Annotated in this window: 18 protein-coding genes; 3 read left to right on the top strand and 15 right to left on the bottom strand. The window is 68.6% G+C overall.

The features are described from left to right. Positions 1-5 precede the first annotated feature (5 nt). The 14 genes from QRN67_RS09980 to QRN67_RS09915 form a co-directional block, all read right to left on the bottom strand. Complete coding sequence (locus QRN67_RS09980) at positions 6-1001, bottom strand: Bug family tripartite tricarboxylate transporter substrate binding protein (RefSeq protein WP_081270038.1); 996 nt, start codon at positions 999-1001, stop codon at positions 6-8. A gap of 36 nt (positions 1002-1037) precedes the next feature. Beyond that, positions 1038-2771, bottom strand: coding sequence for a dihydroxy-acid dehydratase (gene ilvD / locus QRN67_RS09975; RefSeq protein ID WP_081270037.1), 1734 nt, complete (start codon positions 2769-2771; stop codon positions 1038-1040). Positions 2772-2811: 40 nt separating this feature from the next. Next, on the bottom strand, positions 2812-3282 hold the full coding sequence (locus tag QRN67_RS09970) for a nuclear transport factor 2 family protein (RefSeq protein ID WP_285411633.1): 471 nt from the start codon (positions 3280-3282) through the stop codon (positions 2812-2814). A gap of 27 nt (positions 3283-3309) precedes the next feature. Beyond that, positions 3310-4140, bottom strand: a complete 831-nt coding sequence (gene hpaI, locus QRN67_RS09965; protein WP_285411632.1) for a 4-hydroxy-2-oxoheptanedioate aldolase — start codon at positions 4138-4140, stop codon at positions 3310-3312. Between the two features lie 11 nt (positions 4141-4151). Further along, positions 4152-4955, bottom strand: a complete 804-nt coding sequence (gene hpaH, locus QRN67_RS09960) for a 2-oxo-hept-4-ene-1,7-dioate hydratase (protein WP_285411631.1) — start codon at positions 4953-4955, stop codon at positions 4152-4154. Between the two features lie 13 nt (positions 4956-4968). After that, a complete protein-coding gene (locus QRN67_RS09955) occupies positions 4969-5376 on the bottom strand; it encodes a 5-carboxymethyl-2-hydroxymuconate Delta-isomerase (RefSeq protein ID WP_285411630.1) in 408 nt (135 codons plus the stop codon). 25 nt (positions 5377-5401) lie between these two features. After that, complete coding sequence (locus QRN67_RS09950; protein ID WP_081270030.1) at positions 5402-6229, bottom strand: DODA-type extradiol aromatic ring-opening family dioxygenase; 828 nt, start codon at positions 6227-6229, stop codon at positions 5402-5404. An 85-nt stretch (positions 6230-6314) separates the two neighbouring features. Further along, on the bottom strand, positions 6315-6650 hold the full coding sequence (locus QRN67_RS09945; protein ID WP_106936102.1) for an aromatic ring-opening dioxygenase subunit LigA: 336 nt from the start codon (positions 6648-6650) through the stop codon (positions 6315-6317). Between the two features lie 3 nt (positions 6651-6653). Then, positions 6654-7622, bottom strand: coding sequence for a tripartite tricarboxylate transporter substrate binding protein (locus QRN67_RS09940; protein WP_285411629.1), 969 nt, complete (start codon positions 7620-7622; stop codon positions 6654-6656). A 2-nt stretch (positions 7623-7624) separates the two neighbouring features. Then, positions 7625-9088 carry a 5-carboxymethyl-2-hydroxymuconate semialdehyde dehydrogenase gene (hpaE, locus tag QRN67_RS09935; RefSeq protein ID WP_285411628.1) on the bottom strand — a complete coding sequence of 488 codons (1464 nt, stop codon included), beginning with the start codon at positions 9086-9088 and terminating at the stop codon, positions 7625-7627. After that, positions 9085-9867 carry a fumarylacetoacetate hydrolase family protein gene (locus QRN67_RS09930; RefSeq protein WP_285411627.1) on the bottom strand — a complete coding sequence of 261 codons (783 nt, stop codon included), beginning with the start codon at positions 9865-9867 and terminating at the stop codon, positions 9085-9087. The genes hpaE and QRN67_RS09930 overlap by 4 nt, the downstream gene beginning before the upstream one ends. Next, positions 9864-10496, bottom strand: a complete 633-nt coding sequence (locus QRN67_RS09925; protein ID WP_285411626.1) for a fumarylacetoacetate hydrolase family protein — start codon at positions 10494-10496, stop codon at positions 9864-9866. The genes QRN67_RS09930 and QRN67_RS09925 overlap by 4 nt, the downstream gene beginning before the upstream one ends. After that, entirely contained in the window at positions 10493-10930 is a 438-nt protein-coding gene (hpaR, locus tag QRN67_RS09920) for a homoprotocatechuate degradation operon regulator HpaR (protein ID WP_081270024.1), read from the bottom strand. Before hpaR ends, QRN67_RS09925 begins: the two co-directional genes overlap by 4 nt. Positions 10931-11078: 148 nt before the next feature. Then, a complete protein-coding gene (locus tag QRN67_RS09915) occupies positions 11079-11585 on the bottom strand; it encodes a MarR family winged helix-turn-helix transcriptional regulator (RefSeq protein ID WP_081270023.1) in 507 nt (168 codons plus the stop codon). 107 nt (positions 11586-11692) lie between these two features. Here QRN67_RS09915 and QRN67_RS09910 point away from each other — a divergent pair, with 107 nt between their 5' ends. Genes QRN67_RS09910 through QRN67_RS09900 form a run of 3 tightly spaced genes read left to right on the top strand, consistent with a single transcriptional unit; the run spans position 11693 to position 15699 of the window. Then, positions 11693-12721 carry a Bug family tripartite tricarboxylate transporter substrate binding protein gene (locus tag QRN67_RS09910; RefSeq protein ID WP_285411625.1) on the top strand — a complete coding sequence of 343 codons (1029 nt, stop codon included), beginning with the start codon at positions 11693-11695 and terminating at the stop codon, positions 12719-12721. A 32-nt stretch (positions 12722-12753) separates the two neighbouring features. After that, the gene (gene radA / locus QRN67_RS09905) at positions 12754-14148 is read left to right on the top strand and encodes a DNA repair protein RadA (RefSeq protein WP_081270021.1); all 1395 of its coding nucleotides are present in this window, start codon (positions 12754-12756) and stop codon (positions 14146-14148) included. 36 nt (positions 14149-14184) lie between these two features. Next, positions 14185-15699: a BCCT family transporter gene (locus QRN67_RS09900; protein WP_285411624.1), complete on the top strand. Its 1515-nt coding sequence runs from the start codon at positions 14185-14187 to the stop codon at positions 15697-15699. A gap of 62 nt (positions 15700-15761) precedes the next feature. Here QRN67_RS09900 and QRN67_RS09895 read toward each other — a convergent pair whose 3' ends face one another. Continuing rightward, on the bottom strand, positions 15762-16217 hold the full coding sequence (locus QRN67_RS09895) for a hypothetical protein (protein WP_285411623.1): 456 nt from the start codon (positions 16215-16217) through the stop codon (positions 15762-15764). Positions 16218-16347: the final 130 nt, after the last annotated feature.

Raw genomic sequence — 16347 nt, 5'->3', positions numbered from 1 at the left:
TGGTCCTATCCTTCCGCTGTAAAGCCGACGTCCTTCACGATCGGGCCCCACTTGGCGGTGTCCTTCTTCAACAGTTCCGTCAGCTCGGCGGGCGTGGAAGACATCGCTTCCAGGCCGAAGGTGCCGAGGCCGTCGATCACGTCCTTCTGCGCGAGCGCGTTCTTCATCGCCGTGTTCAGCTTCGCCACGAGCTCGGGCGAGGCCTTGGCCGGCAGGAAGAAGGCGAACCACTCGCTGTGCGCCATGTCCTTCAGGCCCTGCTCGCCGAAGGTGGGCACGTCGGGCACGAAGCGGCTGCGCTTGGCGCCCGACACGCCCAGGATGCGCACCTTGCCGGTGGGCAGGTGCTGCGTGATGTCGCCGATGGGCCCCGACACCGCGGAGATGTTGCTGCCCAGCAGGTCGAGCATGGCCGGCTGCGTGCCGCGGTAGGCCGCGTGCTTGAGCTCGACGCCGCCCTTCTTGCCCAGCAGCGCGCCGATGAAGTGCGGCGTGGAGCCGGATGCCGGCGAACCGTAGTTGGCGCCGGCCGGGTTGGCCTTGGCCCAGGCCAGGAACTCCGGCACGGTCTTCACGCTGGCCGGCACGGCCGGGCCCACGGCGAAGCCGAAGTCGAACACGCAGGCCAGGCTCACCGGCGTGATGTCGGTCACCGGGTCGTACGGCAGCTTCTTGTAGATGTGCGGGTAGATCGTGAGGATCGAGGTCGGCGTCTGCAGGATGGTGCTGCCGTCGGCCGGGCGGCCCTTCACGTAGCCCACGGCGATCTGGCCGCCCGCGCCGGTGCGGTTCTCGACCACGGCGGTCTTCGCGTACTCGGGGCTGAGCTTGGTCGCCAGGCGACGGCAGGTGGTGTCCGACGTGCCGCCGGCCGCGAAGCCGGTGACGATGGTCGCGGTCTCTATGTGTGTCGTCGCCTGCGCGAAGACGTTCTGGCCAAGGCTGGCCATCAGGGCGGATGCACTGGAGGTCTGCAGGATCTGGCGGCGCGTGAAGCTCATGGTGTCTCTCTCCGGACGTTGGTTATGGAGGGTCGGTCAGGACTCGTCGCGCAGCCAGGTGACCGCGCCCGAGTGGGTCACGGCGCCCTGATGGGCAGGACGCACGGTGAGTGCGTATTTTTCCAGTACGCCGCCTCGCGCGACCCCCGCGTTTACCTCACGTCCGGCGAGCCGGGCGGCGATTTCCTGCGCGCCCAGTTCGACCGAGATCGAGCGTGCCTCGGCCCGCGCGTCAATGGCGATCACGTCGCCGTCGCGCAGCGCCGCGATCGGCCCGCCGTCCGCCGCCTCGGGCCCCGCGTAGCCGATGCACAGCCCGCGCGTGGCACCCGAGAAGCGCCCGTCGGTCAGCAGCGCCACCTTGTCGCCCATGCCCTGGCCGTAGAGCAGCGCGGTGATGCCCAGCATCTCGCGCATGCCGGGGCTGCCCCTGGGGCCTTCGTTGCGGATCACGATCACGTCGCCGGCCTCGTACAGGCGGTTCTGCACTGCGGTCTGGGCTTCTTCTTCCGAATTGAAGACGCGCGCCGGGCCGCGGAACACCAGGCCCTTCAGCCCCGCCGTCTTGAGCAGCGCGCCGTCGGGGCAGAGGTTGCCCTTGAGCACCGCCAGCCCGCCGTCGCGCGTGATCGGGTTGCCGGCCTCGCGCACCACGCGGCCGTCGGGCGCCAGGGCGCCGGCCAGTTCCTCGGCCATCGTGCGGCCGGTGAAGGTGAGCACGTCGCCGTGCAGGAAGCCCTGCTCCAGCAGCGTGCGCAGGATGACGCCCGCGCCGCCGATGTAGAACACGTCGCGCGCCAGGTACTGGCCGCCCGGGCGCAGGTCGGCGATGAGCGGCGTGCGGGCGAAGATCTCGGCCACGTCGTCGAGGTGGAACTTGATGCCGGCCTCATGCGCGATCGCCGGCAGGTGCAGCGCGGCATTGGTCGAGCCGCCCGTGGCCGACACCACCGCGCAGGCGTTCTCCAGCGCCTTGCGCGTGACGATGTCGCGCGGCAGCGGGCTGTCGCCCATCACCGCCTTCATGAGGTTCTTCGCGGCGCGGCGCATCAGCGGCGCGCGTTCGCTGAACACCGCCGGCACCATGCTCGAGCCGATGGGCGCCAGGCCCAGCGCCTCCGACACCATGCCCATGGTGTTGGCCGTGAACTGCCCGGCGCAGGCGCCGGCCGTGGGCAGGCAGGCGCGGCTCATGGCGTCGAGCTCGTCGTGCGTGGCGGTGCCGGCCAGCACCTTGCCGATGGTCTCGTAGGTGTCGACCACGTTCAGGTCGCGCCCGTCCGGTCCGGGCATCTGCCCGGGCAGCGCGGAGCCGCCGTGCACGAACACGCTCGGCACATTGCAGCGGACCATGCCCATCATCAGCCCCGGCAGGTTCTTGTCGCACGCGCCGATGGCGAAGATGCCGTCCCACTGGTGGCCGCGCGTGGAGGCCTCCACGCTGTCGGCGATCAGCTCGCGCGAGACCAGCGAGAAGCGCATGCCCGAGTGCGCCATCGTCAGCCCGTCGCTGATCGACACCACCGGGCATTCGTGCGGCGTGCCGCCGCCGGCGTAGATGCCGGTCTTGGCGTGCTGCGCCTGCTCGCGCAGGTTGAGGTTGCACGGGCTCATCTCGCCGCCGGTGTGGAACACGCCGATGTGCGGGCGCGCGATGTCCTCGTCGTCCTGGCCCAGCGCATGCAGGAAGCTGCGCGTGGTCGCACGGATCGTGCCCTCGCGGATGGTGGCGGAGCGAAAGCGCTTGGTCGGGTCGGTGGGCGTGGTCATTCGGCTGGCGTGGGGCTGGCTGGGTTGTCGTCGGGGGGCGTCAGAACATGCCGTTCTTGTTCGCGGCGGTCTCGGGTACGGGCTGCACCACGTCCCAGTGCTCGACGATCTTGCCGTTCTCCAGCTTGAAGATGTCGACGATGGCACTGCCGCGCGTGCCGGGCTCGCGCACCGCGTTCACATGCAGGATCACGTAGTCGCCGTCGACGAAGCTGCGCTTGATGTCGCTGTGCGATTTAGGAAACTTCTCGCGCAGGAAGGCAACGAACTTGCGGAACCCCTCGGGGCCGTCGGCCGCGGTGGGGTTGTGCTGCACATAGCGGTTGCCCACGTACTGCAGCGCCGCGTCGGCGTCCTTCTGGTTCAGGCCCTTCTCGTAGAAGGCGAGCACGGCCTGGCGGTTGGCTTCCTGCTGGGCGGTGGGGCCTGGCTTGCTCGCGCCCATCGGGGCGCAGGCGGCGAGGAACAGGGTGGCTGCTGCGGCCACGGCCGCCAAGGTCATGCGTTGCATCGAGGGTGCTCCTGTGCGTGAAGGAAATCAGTAGCCGTTGGGCGAGGCCGCGCCCGGCGCGGTCTTGTCGGCCTTGTACTTGGCCAGCAGCTGCTTCGCCGCAGCCGCCAGCACGATGGTGTCCACGCCCACCGCCACGAACAGCGCGCCGGCCGCGAGCCACTTGCGCGCCTGCTCCTCGGTGGTCGACAGGATGCCCGGCGCCTTGCCGGCCTTGAGGATGCGCGCGATGGCGTCGGCGATCACGGCCTGCACCTCGGGGTGGTTGGGCTGGCCCACGAAGCCCATCGAGGCCGACAGGTCGGCCGGGCCGATGAACACGCCGTCCACGCCCGGCGTGGCCGCGATGGCGTCGAGGTTCCTCATTGCCTCCACCGTCTCGGCCTGGACCAGCAGGCAGGTCTGTGCGTTGGCCTCGTGCAGGTAGTCGGGGTAGGCCTGCCAGCGCGAGGCGCGCGCCAGCGCGCTGCCCATGCCGCGGATGCCCTCGGGCGGATAGCGCATGCCCTGCACCAGCCGCGCCGCCTGCTCGGCCGTGTCGACCATCGGCACCAGCAGCGTCTGCGCGCCGATGTCCAGGTACTGCTTGATCAGCGTGGTGTCGCCCACCGGAATGCGCACGACGGGGTGCGAGCGCTCCGACTCGGCCTGTGCCGACCATGCGCTCGAGATGCCCTGCAGCTGCGACAGCACCGAGCGCACGTCGTTGGGCGCGTGCTCGCCGTCGACCAGCAGCCAGTCGTAGCCGGTGCCGGCCAGGATCTCGGCCGCATAGCCGTCGGCCAGGCCGACCCACAGGCCGATCTGGGGCTTGCCGGCCTGCAGGGCCTGCTTGAAGGTGTTGGTGGGTGTTTGCATGAAGATGGCTTTCAGACGAAGCGGAAGGCGATGGAGCCCAGCGGGCCGTAATCGGCATGGAAGGTGTCGCCGGGCACGGCGTTGGTGGGACGCGTGAACGAGCCGCCCAGCACCACTTCGCCGGCTTCCAGGCACTCGTCCCAGGGCGCGAGCTTGTTGGCGAGCCAGGCCACGCCGGTGGCCGGGTGGTTCAGCACGGCCGCGGCCACGCCCGATTCCTCGATCACGCCGTTCTTGTAGAGCAGCGCGCTCACCCAGCGCAGGTCGACCGCATCGGGCTTCACCGGCCGTCCGCCCATCACGATGCCGGCATTGGCCGCGTTGTCGGCGATGGTGTCGAACACCTTGCGCATGGCCTTGGTGTGGCGGTCGAACTGCTCGATGCGTGCGTCGATGATCTCAATGGCGGGCACCACGTAGTCTGTGGCGGCCAGCACGTCGAAGATGGTCACGTTCGGGCCCTGCAGGCGCTTGCCGAGGATGAAGGCCAGCTCCACCTCGATGCGCGGCGCGATGAAGCGCTTGAACGGGATGTCGCCGCCCTGCTCGAAGAACATGTCGTCCAGCAGCGTGCCGTAGTCGGGTTCGGTGATCTGGCTGGCCTGCTGCATGGCGCGCGACGTGAGGCCGATCTTGTGGCCCTTGACGATCCGGCCTTCGGCGATCTTGTTCTTCACCCATTCGCGCGAGATGGCGTAGCCGTCCTCGATCGTCATCTCGGGAAAGCGCTTGGAGAAATGCTCGACCTGCACGCGCGACTTCTCGCTCTCGTGCAGTTCGGCGGCCAGTTGGGCGATGGTGGCTTTGGACAGCATGTCGGCTCGCTACTTATGACTTGTTGAACAGGGGATGCAGGTTGCTGTGCTTGCCGTCGTACACCTGCCCGGGGCTTTCGTCGATCTGCAGGGTGATGCCGAGGTGCCGCTTGTCGAAGATGGGCGTGAAATGCGCGCGCACGTCGGCTAGGAGCGCGTCGCCGGCCTTCTTCTTTACCGCCTCGGAGCGCCCCGCGGCCATGCGGATGTTCAGGTAGACGAAGGCGTAGTCGGCCTTGCCGTCGGCCACCGCGTAGTGCGCGGCGGGGTAGGCCAGCACGCGCGTGCCGCCGACGGGAAACACCGGCTTGCCGGCCTCGTCGCGCTGCTCGAGCATGGTGTCGGCCAGCGTGCGGCACAGCGCCGACATGTCGGTCTCGGCCTCGATGTTGGGGGTGTACAGGATCACCAGGTGCGGCATGTCGCGGCTCCGTCCTTCTTGTTGTTCATTCCACCGACATCACGGCGGCCGTGCAGGTCACCGCGAAGATCGGGATGGCCTTCATGTGGAAGATCTCGCCCTTGCCGCGCGCGGCGGCGGCCACGCTCAGGAAGGTGCGGATCTCGAAGCCGCCTTGGCCCGCTTCGCGGTAGGTGGCCTCGTCGTTGTAGTCGGCCTGCGAAAGCAGCGCGTCGCGGTCGTTGGCGCACCAGCGGCGCATGAACTCGGCGTCCCACTCGGCGTTGACCTTGCCCGAATCGGGCGTGGCCGGCCAGTGCGAGATGCCGCCCGTGCCCACCAGCGCGATGCGTTCCGGCGCCTTGTCGCAGGCGCGGCGCAATGCCTCGCCGAAGGCCCACGCGCGGTGCAGCGGCGTGAGCGGCGGGCCCTGGCAGTTGATGTTCACGGGGATGACCTTGGTGTCGAACTTCGGCGTGAGGAAGTTCAGCGGCACCATGATGCCGTGGTCGAACTTCCATTCTTCCGCATACGCCACGTCCACCGTCTGCATCACTTCGCGGATCAGGCGCTGCGAGAGGGCGGCGTCACCGGGCACCTTCGTCTTCTCGATGCCCAGCCACTTCGGGTCCTCGATCGGGCCTTCGTAGCTGTCGGCCATGCCGATGGCATAGGCCGGCATGTTGTTCATGAAGAAGTTCGCGAAGTGCTCGGCCGCGATGACGATCACCGCGTCGGGCCTGGTGGCGCGCATCGCCTCGCCGAAGCGGTGGAACTGCGCGTGGAATTCGTCCTTCACGGCAGGGTCGGCCAGATGGGCGCGGCCCGTGATGCCGGGGGCGTGGCTGCACACGCCTGCGAAAACCAGGCTCATCTCGATGCCCGCCCGGCCGCCCGAAGGGCATCGAGCGCCCCCTCGGGGGGCAGCGAACCACACAAGGTGGGGAGCGTGGGGGTCCTCATATTCCTGCCACCTTCTCGTCGGTTCCCGTTGTCATCGCGTAGATGCCGGCGCGCACCGGCCCGTACTTGCGAACGCCTTCGCGCATGGCTTCGAGGTAGTCGGCCCATGCAATGCCCAGCAGAGGCGCGAAGTGCATCAGCAGCTGGCCGTTGCATCCGAGCACGTAGAGCTTGCCGATGTCGCCGGTGTCGATGGCTTCGCGCTCCTCGCCGTCGAGCTCGTAGCCGGCGAGCAGCGCGGTGCGCGCGTCGCCGCCTTCGGCATAGCGCCGCTGCACGTCCTGGTCGCGGTTGAGCGCGAACAGGAATTTCTGCATCGCATAGAGGCTCATGGTTCAGCCCTCGATCTGGATGTTGGCCTTGCGGATCACGTCGCCGTACTTTGCGATCTCGCTCTGGATGAAAGCCGCAAAGCGCTCCGGCGTGCCGGACAGCGATGCGATGCCGCCCTTGTGGAAGGCGTCCGCCACCACCTGCCCCGCGAGCGCGCGGTTCACCTCGGCGTTCATGCGCTGCACGATGGCATCGGGCGTGCCGGCGGGCGCCAGCAGGCCGTTCCATGAATTGGACTCGATGGCCACGCCCTGTTCCGCCAGTGTGGGTATGGCGGGCGCGTACTGCGAGCGCTGCGCGGTCGCCATGCCCAGCGCGATGAGCTTGCCGTTGTGCACGTGGCTGCGGAACTCGGGCCAGTTGCCGAACATCATCGTCACCTGGCCGCCGAGCAGGTCGGTGAGCGCAGGGCCCTGGCCCTTGTAGGGCACGTGCACGATGTCCAGGCCCATCTGCAGCCTGAGCATCTCGCCCGAGAGATGGGCCGAAGTGCCGTTGCCGAAGGAGGCGAAGCTCAGCGTGCCCGGCTTGGCCTTGGCCGCGTTGCGCAGGTCGGCCAGGGTCTTCAGGCCGCTGTTCGGATGCGTGGCGAGCACGTGTTCCGACATGCCCATGAGCGCCACCGGGCGCAGGTCTTTCTGCGTGTCGTACGGCAGCTTGCGGATCAGCGTCTGGTTGGCCGTGAAGCTGTTGGCCACGCAGACGAAGGTGTAGCCGTCGGGCGCGGCCTTGGCCGCGGCATCGACGCCGATCACCGTGCCCGCGCCGGGCTTGTTGTCGACGATCACCGGCTGGCCGATGGTCTTCGACAGTTCCGTGCCCACCAGGCGCGCCACGAAGTCGGTGGTGCCGCCGGGCGTGAAGGGCACGATCACGCGGATCGGCTTGGCGGGCCAAGCCGCCTGCGCGCGCGCCAGCGAGGGCAGGGCCGCGAGTGCCGCCGCGCCTTGCAGCAGCGTGCGACGTTGCATGCTCACGCCACGCCCCAGTGCGGGATGTGGTGCGAGCCCATCGACACCGCGATGTTCTTCGGCTCGCAGAACACCTCGTAGCTCCAGGTGCCGCCTTCGCGGCCCGTGCCCGAGGCCTTGGTGCCGCCGAAGGGCTGGCGCAGGTCTCGCACGTTCTGGCTGTTGACGAAGCACATGCCGGCTTCCACGGCCGCGGCCACGCGGTGCGCCTTGCCGATGTTCTCGGTCCACACGTAGCTGCTCAGGCCGTACTGGATGTCGTTGGCCAGGCGAATGGCATCGGCCTCGTCCTTGAACGGAATCAGGCAGGCCACGGGGCCGAAGATCTCGTCCTGCGCGATCTTCATGCGGTTGTCCACGTCGGCGAACACCGTGGGCACCACGTAGTTGCCCTTCTTCACGCGCTCGGGCAGGTTCGACGGCGCATCGAGGCCGCCGCACAGCAGCGTCGCGCCTTCCTTCGGGCCCAGCTCGATGTAGCTGCGCACCTTGGCCAGGTGGGCCTGCGAAATCATCGGGCCGACGATGGTCTTCTCGTCCAGCGGGTCGCCCACGGTGATGCGCCTGGCGCGCTCGGCGAACCTGGCGGCGAAATCGGCGTAGATCGACTGCTGCACCAGGATGCGCGAGCCGGCCGTGCAGCGCTCGCCGTTGTTGCTGAAGATCATGAACACGGCCGCGTCGAGCGCGCGGTCGAGGTCGGCGTCGTCGAAGATCACGAAGGGGCTCTTGCCGCCGAGTTCCATGCTGAACTTCTTCAGGCCCGCGCTCTTCACGATGCGGTTGCCCGTGGCCGTGGAGCCGGTGAAGGAAATGGCGCGCACGTCAGGGTGGCCCACCAGCGGCTCGCCGGCTTCCTTGCCGTAGCCGTGCACCAGGTTCAGCACGCCGGGCGGAATGCCGGCCTCCAGCGCCAGTTCGCCCAGCCGCGCGGCCGTGAGCGGCGACAGCTCGCTCATCTTCAGCACCGCCGTGTTGCCGAAGGCCAGGCAGGGCGCGACCTTCCAGGTGGCGGTCATGAAGGGCACGTTCCACGGGCTGATGAGCGCGCACACGCCCACCGGGTGGAACAGCGTGTAGTTCAGGTGCGTGGGCGTGGGGTAGGTGTGGCCGTCGACGCGCGTGCACATCTCGGCGAAATAGTAGAAGTTGTCGGCCGCGCGTGGAATGAGCTGCTTGCCCGTCTGCGCGATGACCTGGCCGCAGTCGTTGGTCTCGGTCTGCGCGATCTCGGGCACGTTCTTGGCGATCAGGTCGCCGAGCTTGCGGATGAGCTTGGCGCGCTCGGGCGCGGGCATCCCGGCCCACTTGGGGAAGGCTTCCTTGGCGGCGGCCACGGCGGCGTTCACCTCGGCTTCGCCGCCGGAGGCGACTTCGGCCAGCACCTCCTGCGTGGCGGGGTTGACGGTCTCGAAGTAGTCGGTGCCGGCGACGCTCTTGCCGTTGATCAGGTGATCGACTCTCATGCTTTTCCTTGGATTGTCTCGATGGTGTTCATGAGCGCGCCGATGCGCTCGATCTCGGTGACGACGACGTCGCCCGGCTTGCAGTCGACCACGCCGTCGGGCGTGCCCGTGAGGATCAGGTCGCCCGGCGAGAGCGTCATGAAGCGGCTGAAGTACTCGATGAGGAAGGGCGCGTCGAAGATCATGTCGCGCGTGTTGCCCTGCTGCGTGACCGTGCCGTTGACGGTGGTGCGCAGCGCGAGCGCCATGGGGTCGGGAACGTCGGCCGCATCGACGAACCACGGGCCCAGCGGCGTGCAGGTGTCGCGGTTCTTCACGCGCAGGTTGGGGCGGTACCAGTTCTCGAGGTAGTCGCGAATGGCGTAGTCGTTGGCCACGGTGTAGCCGCCGATGAAGTCGTAGGCGTCGTCGCGCTTCACGTTCTTCGCGGTCTTGCCGACCACGATGGCCAGCTCGCATTCGTAGTGCATGAACTGCACGTCGGCCGGGCGATGCGTGTGCTGGCGGTGGCCGATGAGCGCGCTCTGGCCCTTGACGAACACCAGCGGTTCCTCGGGCGCCTTGAACTCGAGTTCCCTGGCGTGGTCGGCGTAGTTCAGGCCCAGCGCGAGGATGGTGCGCGGGCGTGCCGTGGGCGCGAGCGGCGGCAGCCAGGTGAGCTGCTCCTGCGGCACGATGCGGCCGTCTTCCAGGCGCACGGCGGCGTCCTGCTGGCCGTTCAGTTCGTGGGCGGTGCCGGTGTGTTCGCGGCCCTCGAAGATGACGCGTGCGTGCTTCATGCGGCTTCCTTCACCAGCGTGTTGCTCAAGGTCTCGAAGCCCGGCGCGGAAATGTCGATGCGGTCGCCGGCGCGCGCCAGCGGGCGGCCCGGGCCGCAGCCCAGCATCAGGACGTCGCCGTGCGCGAGTGTCATGAAGTCGCCGACGTCGGCCAGCAACTGCCGGGCAGGGCGCACGAGTCGAGAGAAGTCGATCGACTGCTTCAGCTCGCCGTTGATGCGGACCTCGACGCGGAAGTTGGCGGGGTCCGCCACCTCTTGCGCGTCGCGCAGTGCCGGCCCGATGCCGAGGAAGCCGTCGATGCACTTGAACTTCACCGGCGGGCGGAAGAAGCTGGCATGCGGAATCGACAGGTCGTTCAGCAGCACGAAGCCTTCGACGTCGCCCTCGGCACCGATCACCATGCCGACGCTGGCGCCGATCTCCACCTCGGGCACGCCGGCGGGCACCGTGATGGCGCTGCCGTGCGGGCTCCAGGTGTTGGCCGTCTTCACATAGAGCACGGGTGCCTTGGGCGGTGCCTTGTAGGGCGGCTCGGTCATCTGCGGCGCGAGCGCCTCGACTTCGGCGCGGAAGTTCAGCAGCGTGCCGTACACCGTGCCCGCGGGCAGGAAATGGGGGGTGCTCATGGCGAGGGTTGCTCCAGTGCGATCAGTTCGTCGAGCAGCCCGTAGAGCTGCGTGAGCTTGGCCTTGCCGAGCGATGTTTCCATCCACTCGTAGTGCGCCTCGATGCTGGTGGACAGCCGCTTCACCAGCTTCATGCCGTGCGGCGTGGCCTCGACCACGGTGCGGCGCTGGTCGGCCGGGTCGCGGGCGCGGGTGATGAGGTTGTCGCGCTCCATGCGCGCGAGCACGCCGGTGAGGCTGGGGCCGAGGATGAAGGCCTCGCGCGCCACGCGGCCGGTGTCGACCGCGCCGTGTTCGCCCAGCACGCGCAGCACGCGCCATTGCTGGTCGGACAGGGCGTGCTCGCGCAGGCTGGGCCGGGTGTGGGCCATCACGGCTTCGCGGGCCTGCAGCAGCAGGCGCGGCAAATTGCGATGCGTGAATGTCGTGCTCAAGGCTTGTCTCTTCCGAAATTACTTAACATGTTAAATGATTGGTCGGCGCTTTCCTAGTGGGTGGTTCCGTCGATTCGAAGAACCTAGGGTATGCACGGATGAGGCGTGCAGCCTGCACGCCTGCCGCCGCCGTGCATCGCGCGGCGCTTCAGCGCGCGGCGGAGGCTTCGCGGCGGCGCCGGTCGGCCCTGGGCAGGTCGGCCGCTGCTGCGACCATCGCCTCGCCGCGCGCGTGCAGGCGCTGCAGCATGTCGTCGAGCAGCGCCACCTCGTCGGCCTCCAGCGCGCCCAGCAGTTCTGCGTTGATTGACGACACCAGCGGATAGAGCTGCGCGTGGAGCTTCCTGCCCGGCGCGGTGAGGCTGAGAAGCACGTGCCGCCGGTCGCCCGCGGGCTGCTCGCGCGAAACGAGCCCCTTGCCGACCAGCGAAGTCACCGCGCGCGATGTGCGTGCCCGGTCGAGCTGCGCTTGCTCCGCCAGTTGCGACGAGCCCAGCGCACCGTGGCCCGCGAGCGTGGCAATGAGCCGCCATTCACGCCGCGTGATGCCGAAGCGCCCTTCGCACAGCCGTATGACCAGGCTGCCCGCCACCGAAAGCAGCCGGCTGGTGCGGTAGAGCAGCAGGTCGTCGAGTGTGCGCGGCGGTGCGTGCATAGGGTTTGTCCCGGCGATGATTGATTTGATGAATCAATTGTCGGCGCTCTAAAGTGGCCGCGCCCACTGCAGCAGACCCACTGCCGACGACAACGGAGACAAGACGGATGAGAGCAACCCCACAGCCCCTGTATCACCCGCGTCGCCGCAGCGTGCTCGCCACGCTCGGCGGCGTGGCGCTCGCGCCGCTTGCCCCCGCGGCATGGGCGCAGCAGACGCAACCGGCGCAACTGGTGATCGCGCCGGGAACCCCCATCCGCGTGCTGATAGGCGTGCCCGCCGGCGGCACGCAGGACGTGCTGACGCGGGCCATCGCGCAGGAAGTGCGCGAGTCGCTCGGGCCGCTCATCGTCGACAACCGCTCCGGCGCCGCCGGGCGCATTGCCGTCGAAGCCGTGAAGACCTCGGCGCCCGATGGCCGCACGCTGCTCCTGGGCACGGCGAGCATGATGACCATGTTCCCGAGCGCCTACAAAAGCCTGTCTTACGACCCGATCAAGGATTTCCAGCCCATCGTCAACGCGGCGCGCTTCGAGCTCGCGCTGGTGGTGCACAAGGACGTGCCGGCCAGCACGCTGTCCGAGTTCGTCGCCTGGGCCAGGAAGCAGCCGGGAGGAGCGAGTTTCGCGTCGTACGGCGCGGGCACGCCCTCGCATTTCCTCGGCGAGATGCTCAACCGCGCGACCGGGTTGTCGATGGTGCACGTGCCCTATCGCGGCTCCACGCCGGCACGCCAGGACGTGATGGGAGGCACCGTTCCCGCCTACTTCGACACCGTGGGCGGTGCGCTGCAGATGTTGCCGAGCGGCCGCGTCAAGGTGATCGCCACCAGCGGCGAGAAGCGTTCGCCGCTCATGCCCGCCGTGCCCACGTTCGTGGAGAACGGCCTGAAGGATGTGGTTGCGACCGCATGGTTCGCCTACTACGCGCCGGCGAAGACGCCCAAGCCGGTGGTCGACCAGCTGCGCGCCGAATTCATGCGCGCCGTGAACTCCCGCGAGGTGCGCCAGCAATTGCTTCAGAACGGCATGTACCCGGTGGCCGACGGCCCGGAGGCACTGCTGAAGACGATGCGCGAAGACACGGCGCGCTGGGCGGCGATCATGAAGGCGGTGAACTTCCAGGCGAACGACTGAGCCGCGACTGTCCAGCCACCTAAACTCGAAGGATGGCCAAGGACAAAACAACTTTCGTCTGCAGCGAATGCGGCGGCACCAGCCCCAAGTGGCTCGGCAAATGCCCGAGCTGCGGCGCGTGGAACACACTCATTGAACAGGTCGCGGGCCCCGCCGGCGGCGGCACGGCCAACAACCGCTTCGGCACGCAGTTCGCGTCGCTCGCGGGGGCATCGGAGCTCGCCACGCTGTCTGAAATCGAGGCGACCGATGTCGCGCGCACGCCCACCGGGCTCGACGAGCTTGACCGCGTGCTGGGCGGCGGCATCGTCTCCGGCGGCGTCACGCTGATCGGCGGCGACCCGGGCATCGGCAAGTCGACGCTGCTGCTGCAGGCGGTCGATGCGCTGCAGCGGGCGGGACAGAACGCGCTCTACGTGACGGGCGAGGAAAGCGGCTCGCAGGTCGCGCTGCGCTCCAGGCGGCTGGGCCTCGACCACTCGCAGGTGCAGGTGCTGGCCGAGATCCAGCTCGAGAAAATCATCGCCACGCTCGACGCCACGCGCCCGGCCATCGCGGTGATCGACTCCATCCAGACGGTGTATTCCGACCAGCTCACCTCGGCCCCAGGGTCGGTGGCGCAGGTGCGCGAATGCGCGGCCCACCTCACGCGCTTTGCCAAGACCAGCGGCACGGCCGTGGTGCTGGTGGGCCACGTCACGAAAGAAGGCGCGCTGGCCGGCCCGCGCGTGCTGGAGCACATGGTCGACACGGTGCTGTACTTCGAGGGCGACACGCATTCCAGCTTCCGCCTGGTGCGCGCCATCAAGAACCGCTTCGGCGCGGTCAACGAGATCGGCGTGTTCGCCATGACCGAGCGCGGCCTGAAGGGCGTGACCAACCCCAGCGCCATCTTCCTGAGCCAGCATGCCGAGCCGGTGCCCGGCAGCGTGGTGCTGGTCACGCTCGAAGGCACGCGGCCGATGCTGGTGGAAATCCAGGCGCTGGTCGACAACGGCGGCCCGAGCCCGCGCCGCCTGTCGGTGGGCCTGGACCGCGACCGCTTGGCCATGCTGCTGGCGGTGCTTCACCGCCATGCCGGCGTGGCCTGCATGGACCAGGACGTGTTCGTCAACGCGGTGGGCGGCGTGCGCATCAGCGAGCCGGCGGCCGACCTGGCGGTGATGCTGGCCATCACCTCCAGCCTGCGCGGCAAGCCGATGCCCAAGGGCTTCATCGCATTCGGAGAAGTGGGCCTGGCCGGCGAAGTGCGTCCGGCGCCGCGCGGGCAGGAGCGCCTGCGCGAAGCGGCCAAGCTGGGCTTCAGCGTGGCCGTGGTGCCCAAGGCGAATGCGCCGCGCAAGGGCACCAAGGAAATCGAAGGGCTGACGATCCACGCCGTCGAGCGCATCGAAGAGGCCATGGACGTGGTCCGCCGCCTCGACTGATTCATCCGCCGGCAACCCCTGAGAGGAGAAAACGTCATGCAACTCGTCGTTTCCGCCGGCCTGATCGCCGCGGTGGTCCTGTGGGGGCTGCTCTCGCCGGCGTCGCTGGACAGCGTGTTCAGCACCGCGCTGTCGGGCATCACACGCAACTTCGGCTGGTTCTACCTGTGGGTGGTGCTGGGGCTGGTGATGCTGGCTTTCTTCCTGGCGTTCAGCCGCTTCGGCGACCTGAAGCTGGGCGAGGAAGACGACGAGCCCGAGTTTTCTCTCGGCGCCTGGTTCTCGATGCTCTTCGCGGCCGGCATGGGCATCGGGCTGGTGTTCTGGGGCGTGGCCGAGCCGATCTCGCACTATGCGAATCCGCCGCCGGGCGTGGTCGCCGGCACGCCCGATGCCGCCGGCGTGGCCATGCGCTATGCGTTCTTCCACTGGGGGCTGCATCCCTGGGCGATCTACGGCATCGTGGGGCTGTCGATCGCCTTCTTCACTTTCCGCCGCAAGACGCTGGCGCTGGTGAGTTCGGCCACCGAGGCATTGCCCTGGCGCTTCGTGCGGCGGCTTTCGCCGGCTTTCAACGTGCTGGCGGTGGTGGCCACGGCCTTCGGCGTGGCCGCCTCGCTGGGCATGGGCGCCACGCAGATCAACAGCGGCCTGCACGCGGCCTTCGGCACGGCGATCGGGCAGGGAACGCAGGCGGCGATCATCGTGGTGACCATGGTGCTGTTCGTCACCTCGGCGGTCTCCGGCGTCGAGCGCGGCGTGAAGTGGCTGTCGATGGGCAACCTGGTGCTGGCGGCGTTGCTGGCGCTCGTGGTGCTGGTCCTGGGGCCGACTGTGGCCATCGTCGAGACCTTCACCAACACGCTGGGCGCCTACATCGCCGAGTTCGTCCGCATGAGCCTGCGCATGAACCCGTTCCGCAACAGCTCGTGGGTCGGCGACTGGACGCTCTTCTACTGGGCCTGGTGGCTGGCGTGGTCGCCGTTCGTGGGCCTTTTCATCGCGCGCGTGTCGCGCGGCCGCACGATCCGCCAGTTCATCCTGGGCACGGTGATCGCGCCCACGCTGGTGGGCTTCGCATGGTTCTCGGTGTTCGGCGGCGCGGCGCTCAACTTCCAGATCTTCCAGGGCGTGCCGCTGGTCGAGGCGGTGAAGGCCGACGTGTCGACCACCATGTTCGTGATGTTCAAGGCCATGCCCATGGGGGCGCTGCTGTCGATGGTCGCGACGCTGCTGGTGTTCGTGTTCTTCGTGACCTCGGGCGACTCCGCCACGCTGGTGCTGGGCACCATGAGCACCGGCGGCAACCCGAACCCGCCGGCCCGCGTCAAGATCACCTGGGGCGTGCTGGTGGCGGCCATCGCGCTGAGCCTGCTGTTCGCGGGCGGCCTCAAGGCCATACAGACGGCGACCATCGTGTTCGCCCTGCCGTTCGCGTTCGTGATCCTGCTGATGGCGCTGTCGGTCACGCTGGCCATCCGCGACGACTGGAATGCCGAGCAGAAACGCGAACGCGAGCTGAGGCGCAAGATGCGGCAGCTCGTGTCCTGACCCGGCCCTGCGGCCGGAAAAAACGCCCGGCGCGCCAGCGAGGCGCGCCGGGCCTACCCTCCCTAACCCCCGATGTGCATCGTGAACGCCGGTCCGCCGTTGAGCACGCATTGGCCGCTGCCCAAGGTGGCCGAGTTCATCGTGTACTGGCAACTCAGGTTGCCGCCGCGGCTGCCGGCGGCGTTCGCCAGGCCTGCTCCCCGTGAGCCCGCGACCCGTGTTGCCTCTCCCTGAAACTGTTCATTGCCGATCTGCGCGCTGAAGTGGCCGCGGCCGTTCATGTCGTTGGTCACGGTGCCGGCGATGGTCCCGTAGCGCGCGGCTTCGGCATTCGACGGATACAGCCGTGCGCTGAAGGTCTGCGCGACCGGGCCCGGCGGCACGGCATACGCCTGCGAGGGCGGCGCCACCGGTGCGGGCTGGCCGAGCGGTACCACGTAGCAGCCGCTGAGCGCGGTGCCCGCGAGCGCGGTGACGAGCGTGAGACGAACGAAAGTGACGGAGCGCGGAATGTTCATATGCTTTTCAGCGGCCCGGGCAGATGCCCGTGCGGTGAAATGTGCCGGCCCCGCCCATCGCCGCGCGCGCTTTTCGCGGCGAGTACCGCCTTGCGCGCCTGGCGGTAGCCAGGGCGGCTACCGCATCGGG

The sequence above is a fragment of the Variovorax sp. efr-133-TYG-130 genome (assembly GCF_030208835.1).
Taxonomy (GTDB): Bacteria; Pseudomonadota; Gammaproteobacteria; order Burkholderiales; family Burkholderiaceae_C; genus Variovorax.
The sequence above is the reverse complement of the archived record's forward strand: the minus strand, read 5'-3'. Positions and strand labels throughout refer to the sequence as shown.

Excerpts from the sequence above, each read along its gene's own strand:
- QRN67_RS09980 (WP_081270038.1), bottom strand. The coding sequence starts at position 1,001 with ATGAGCTTCACGCGCCGCCAGATCCTGCAGACCTCCAGTGCATCCGCC.
- ilvD (WP_081270037.1), bottom strand. The coding sequence starts at position 2,771 with ATGACCACGCCCACCGACCCGACCAAGCGCTTTCGCTCCGCCACCATC.
- QRN67_RS09970 (WP_285411633.1), bottom strand. The coding sequence starts at position 3,282 with ATGCAACGCATGACCTTGGCGGCCGTGGCCGCAGCAGCCACCCTGTTC.
- hpaI (WP_285411632.1), bottom strand. The coding sequence starts at position 4,140 with ATGCAAACACCCACCAACACCTTCAAGCAGGCCCTGCAGGCCGGCAAG.
- hpaH (WP_285411631.1), bottom strand. The coding sequence starts at position 4,955 with ATGCTGTCCAAAGCCACCATCGCCCAACTGGCCGCCGAACTGCACGAG.
- QRN67_RS09955 (WP_285411630.1), bottom strand. The coding sequence starts at position 5,376 with ATGCCGCACCTGGTGATCCTGTACACCCCCAACATCGAGGCCGAGACC.
- QRN67_RS09950 (WP_081270030.1), bottom strand. The coding sequence starts at position 6,229 with ATGAGCCTGGTTTTCGCAGGCGTGTGCAGCCACGCCCCCGGCATCACG.
- QRN67_RS09945 (WP_106936102.1), bottom strand. The coding sequence starts at position 6,650 with ATGAGCCTCTATGCGATGCAGAAATTCCTGTTCGCGCTCAACCGCGAC.
- QRN67_RS09940 (WP_285411629.1), bottom strand. The coding sequence starts at position 7,622 with ATGCAACGTCGCACGCTGCTGCAAGGCGCGGCGGCACTCGCGGCCCTG.
- hpaE (WP_285411628.1), bottom strand. The coding sequence starts at position 9,088 with ATGAGAGTCGATCACCTGATCAACGGCAAGAGCGTCGCCGGCACCGAC.
- QRN67_RS09930 (WP_285411627.1), bottom strand. The coding sequence starts at position 9,867 with ATGAAGCACGCACGCGTCATCTTCGAGGGCCGCGAACACACCGGCACC.
- QRN67_RS09925 (WP_285411626.1), bottom strand. The coding sequence starts at position 10,496 with ATGAGCACCCCCCATTTCCTGCCCGCGGGCACGGTGTACGGCACGCTG.
- QRN67_RS09915 (WP_081270023.1), bottom strand. The coding sequence starts at position 11,585 with ATGCACGCACCGCCGCGCACACTCGACGACCTGCTGCTCTACCGCACC.
- QRN67_RS09910 (WP_285411625.1), top strand. The coding sequence starts at position 11,693 with ATGAGAGCAACCCCACAGCCCCTGTATCACCCGCGTCGCCGCAGCGTG.
- radA (WP_081270021.1), top strand. The coding sequence starts at position 12,754 with ATGGCCAAGGACAAAACAACTTTCGTCTGCAGCGAATGCGGCGGCACC.
- QRN67_RS09900 (WP_285411624.1), top strand. The coding sequence starts at position 14,185 with ATGCAACTCGTCGTTTCCGCCGGCCTGATCGCCGCGGTGGTCCTGTGG.
- QRN67_RS09895 (WP_285411623.1), bottom strand. The coding sequence starts at position 16,217 with ATGAACATTCCGCGCTCCGTCACTTTCGTTCGTCTCACGCTCGTCACC.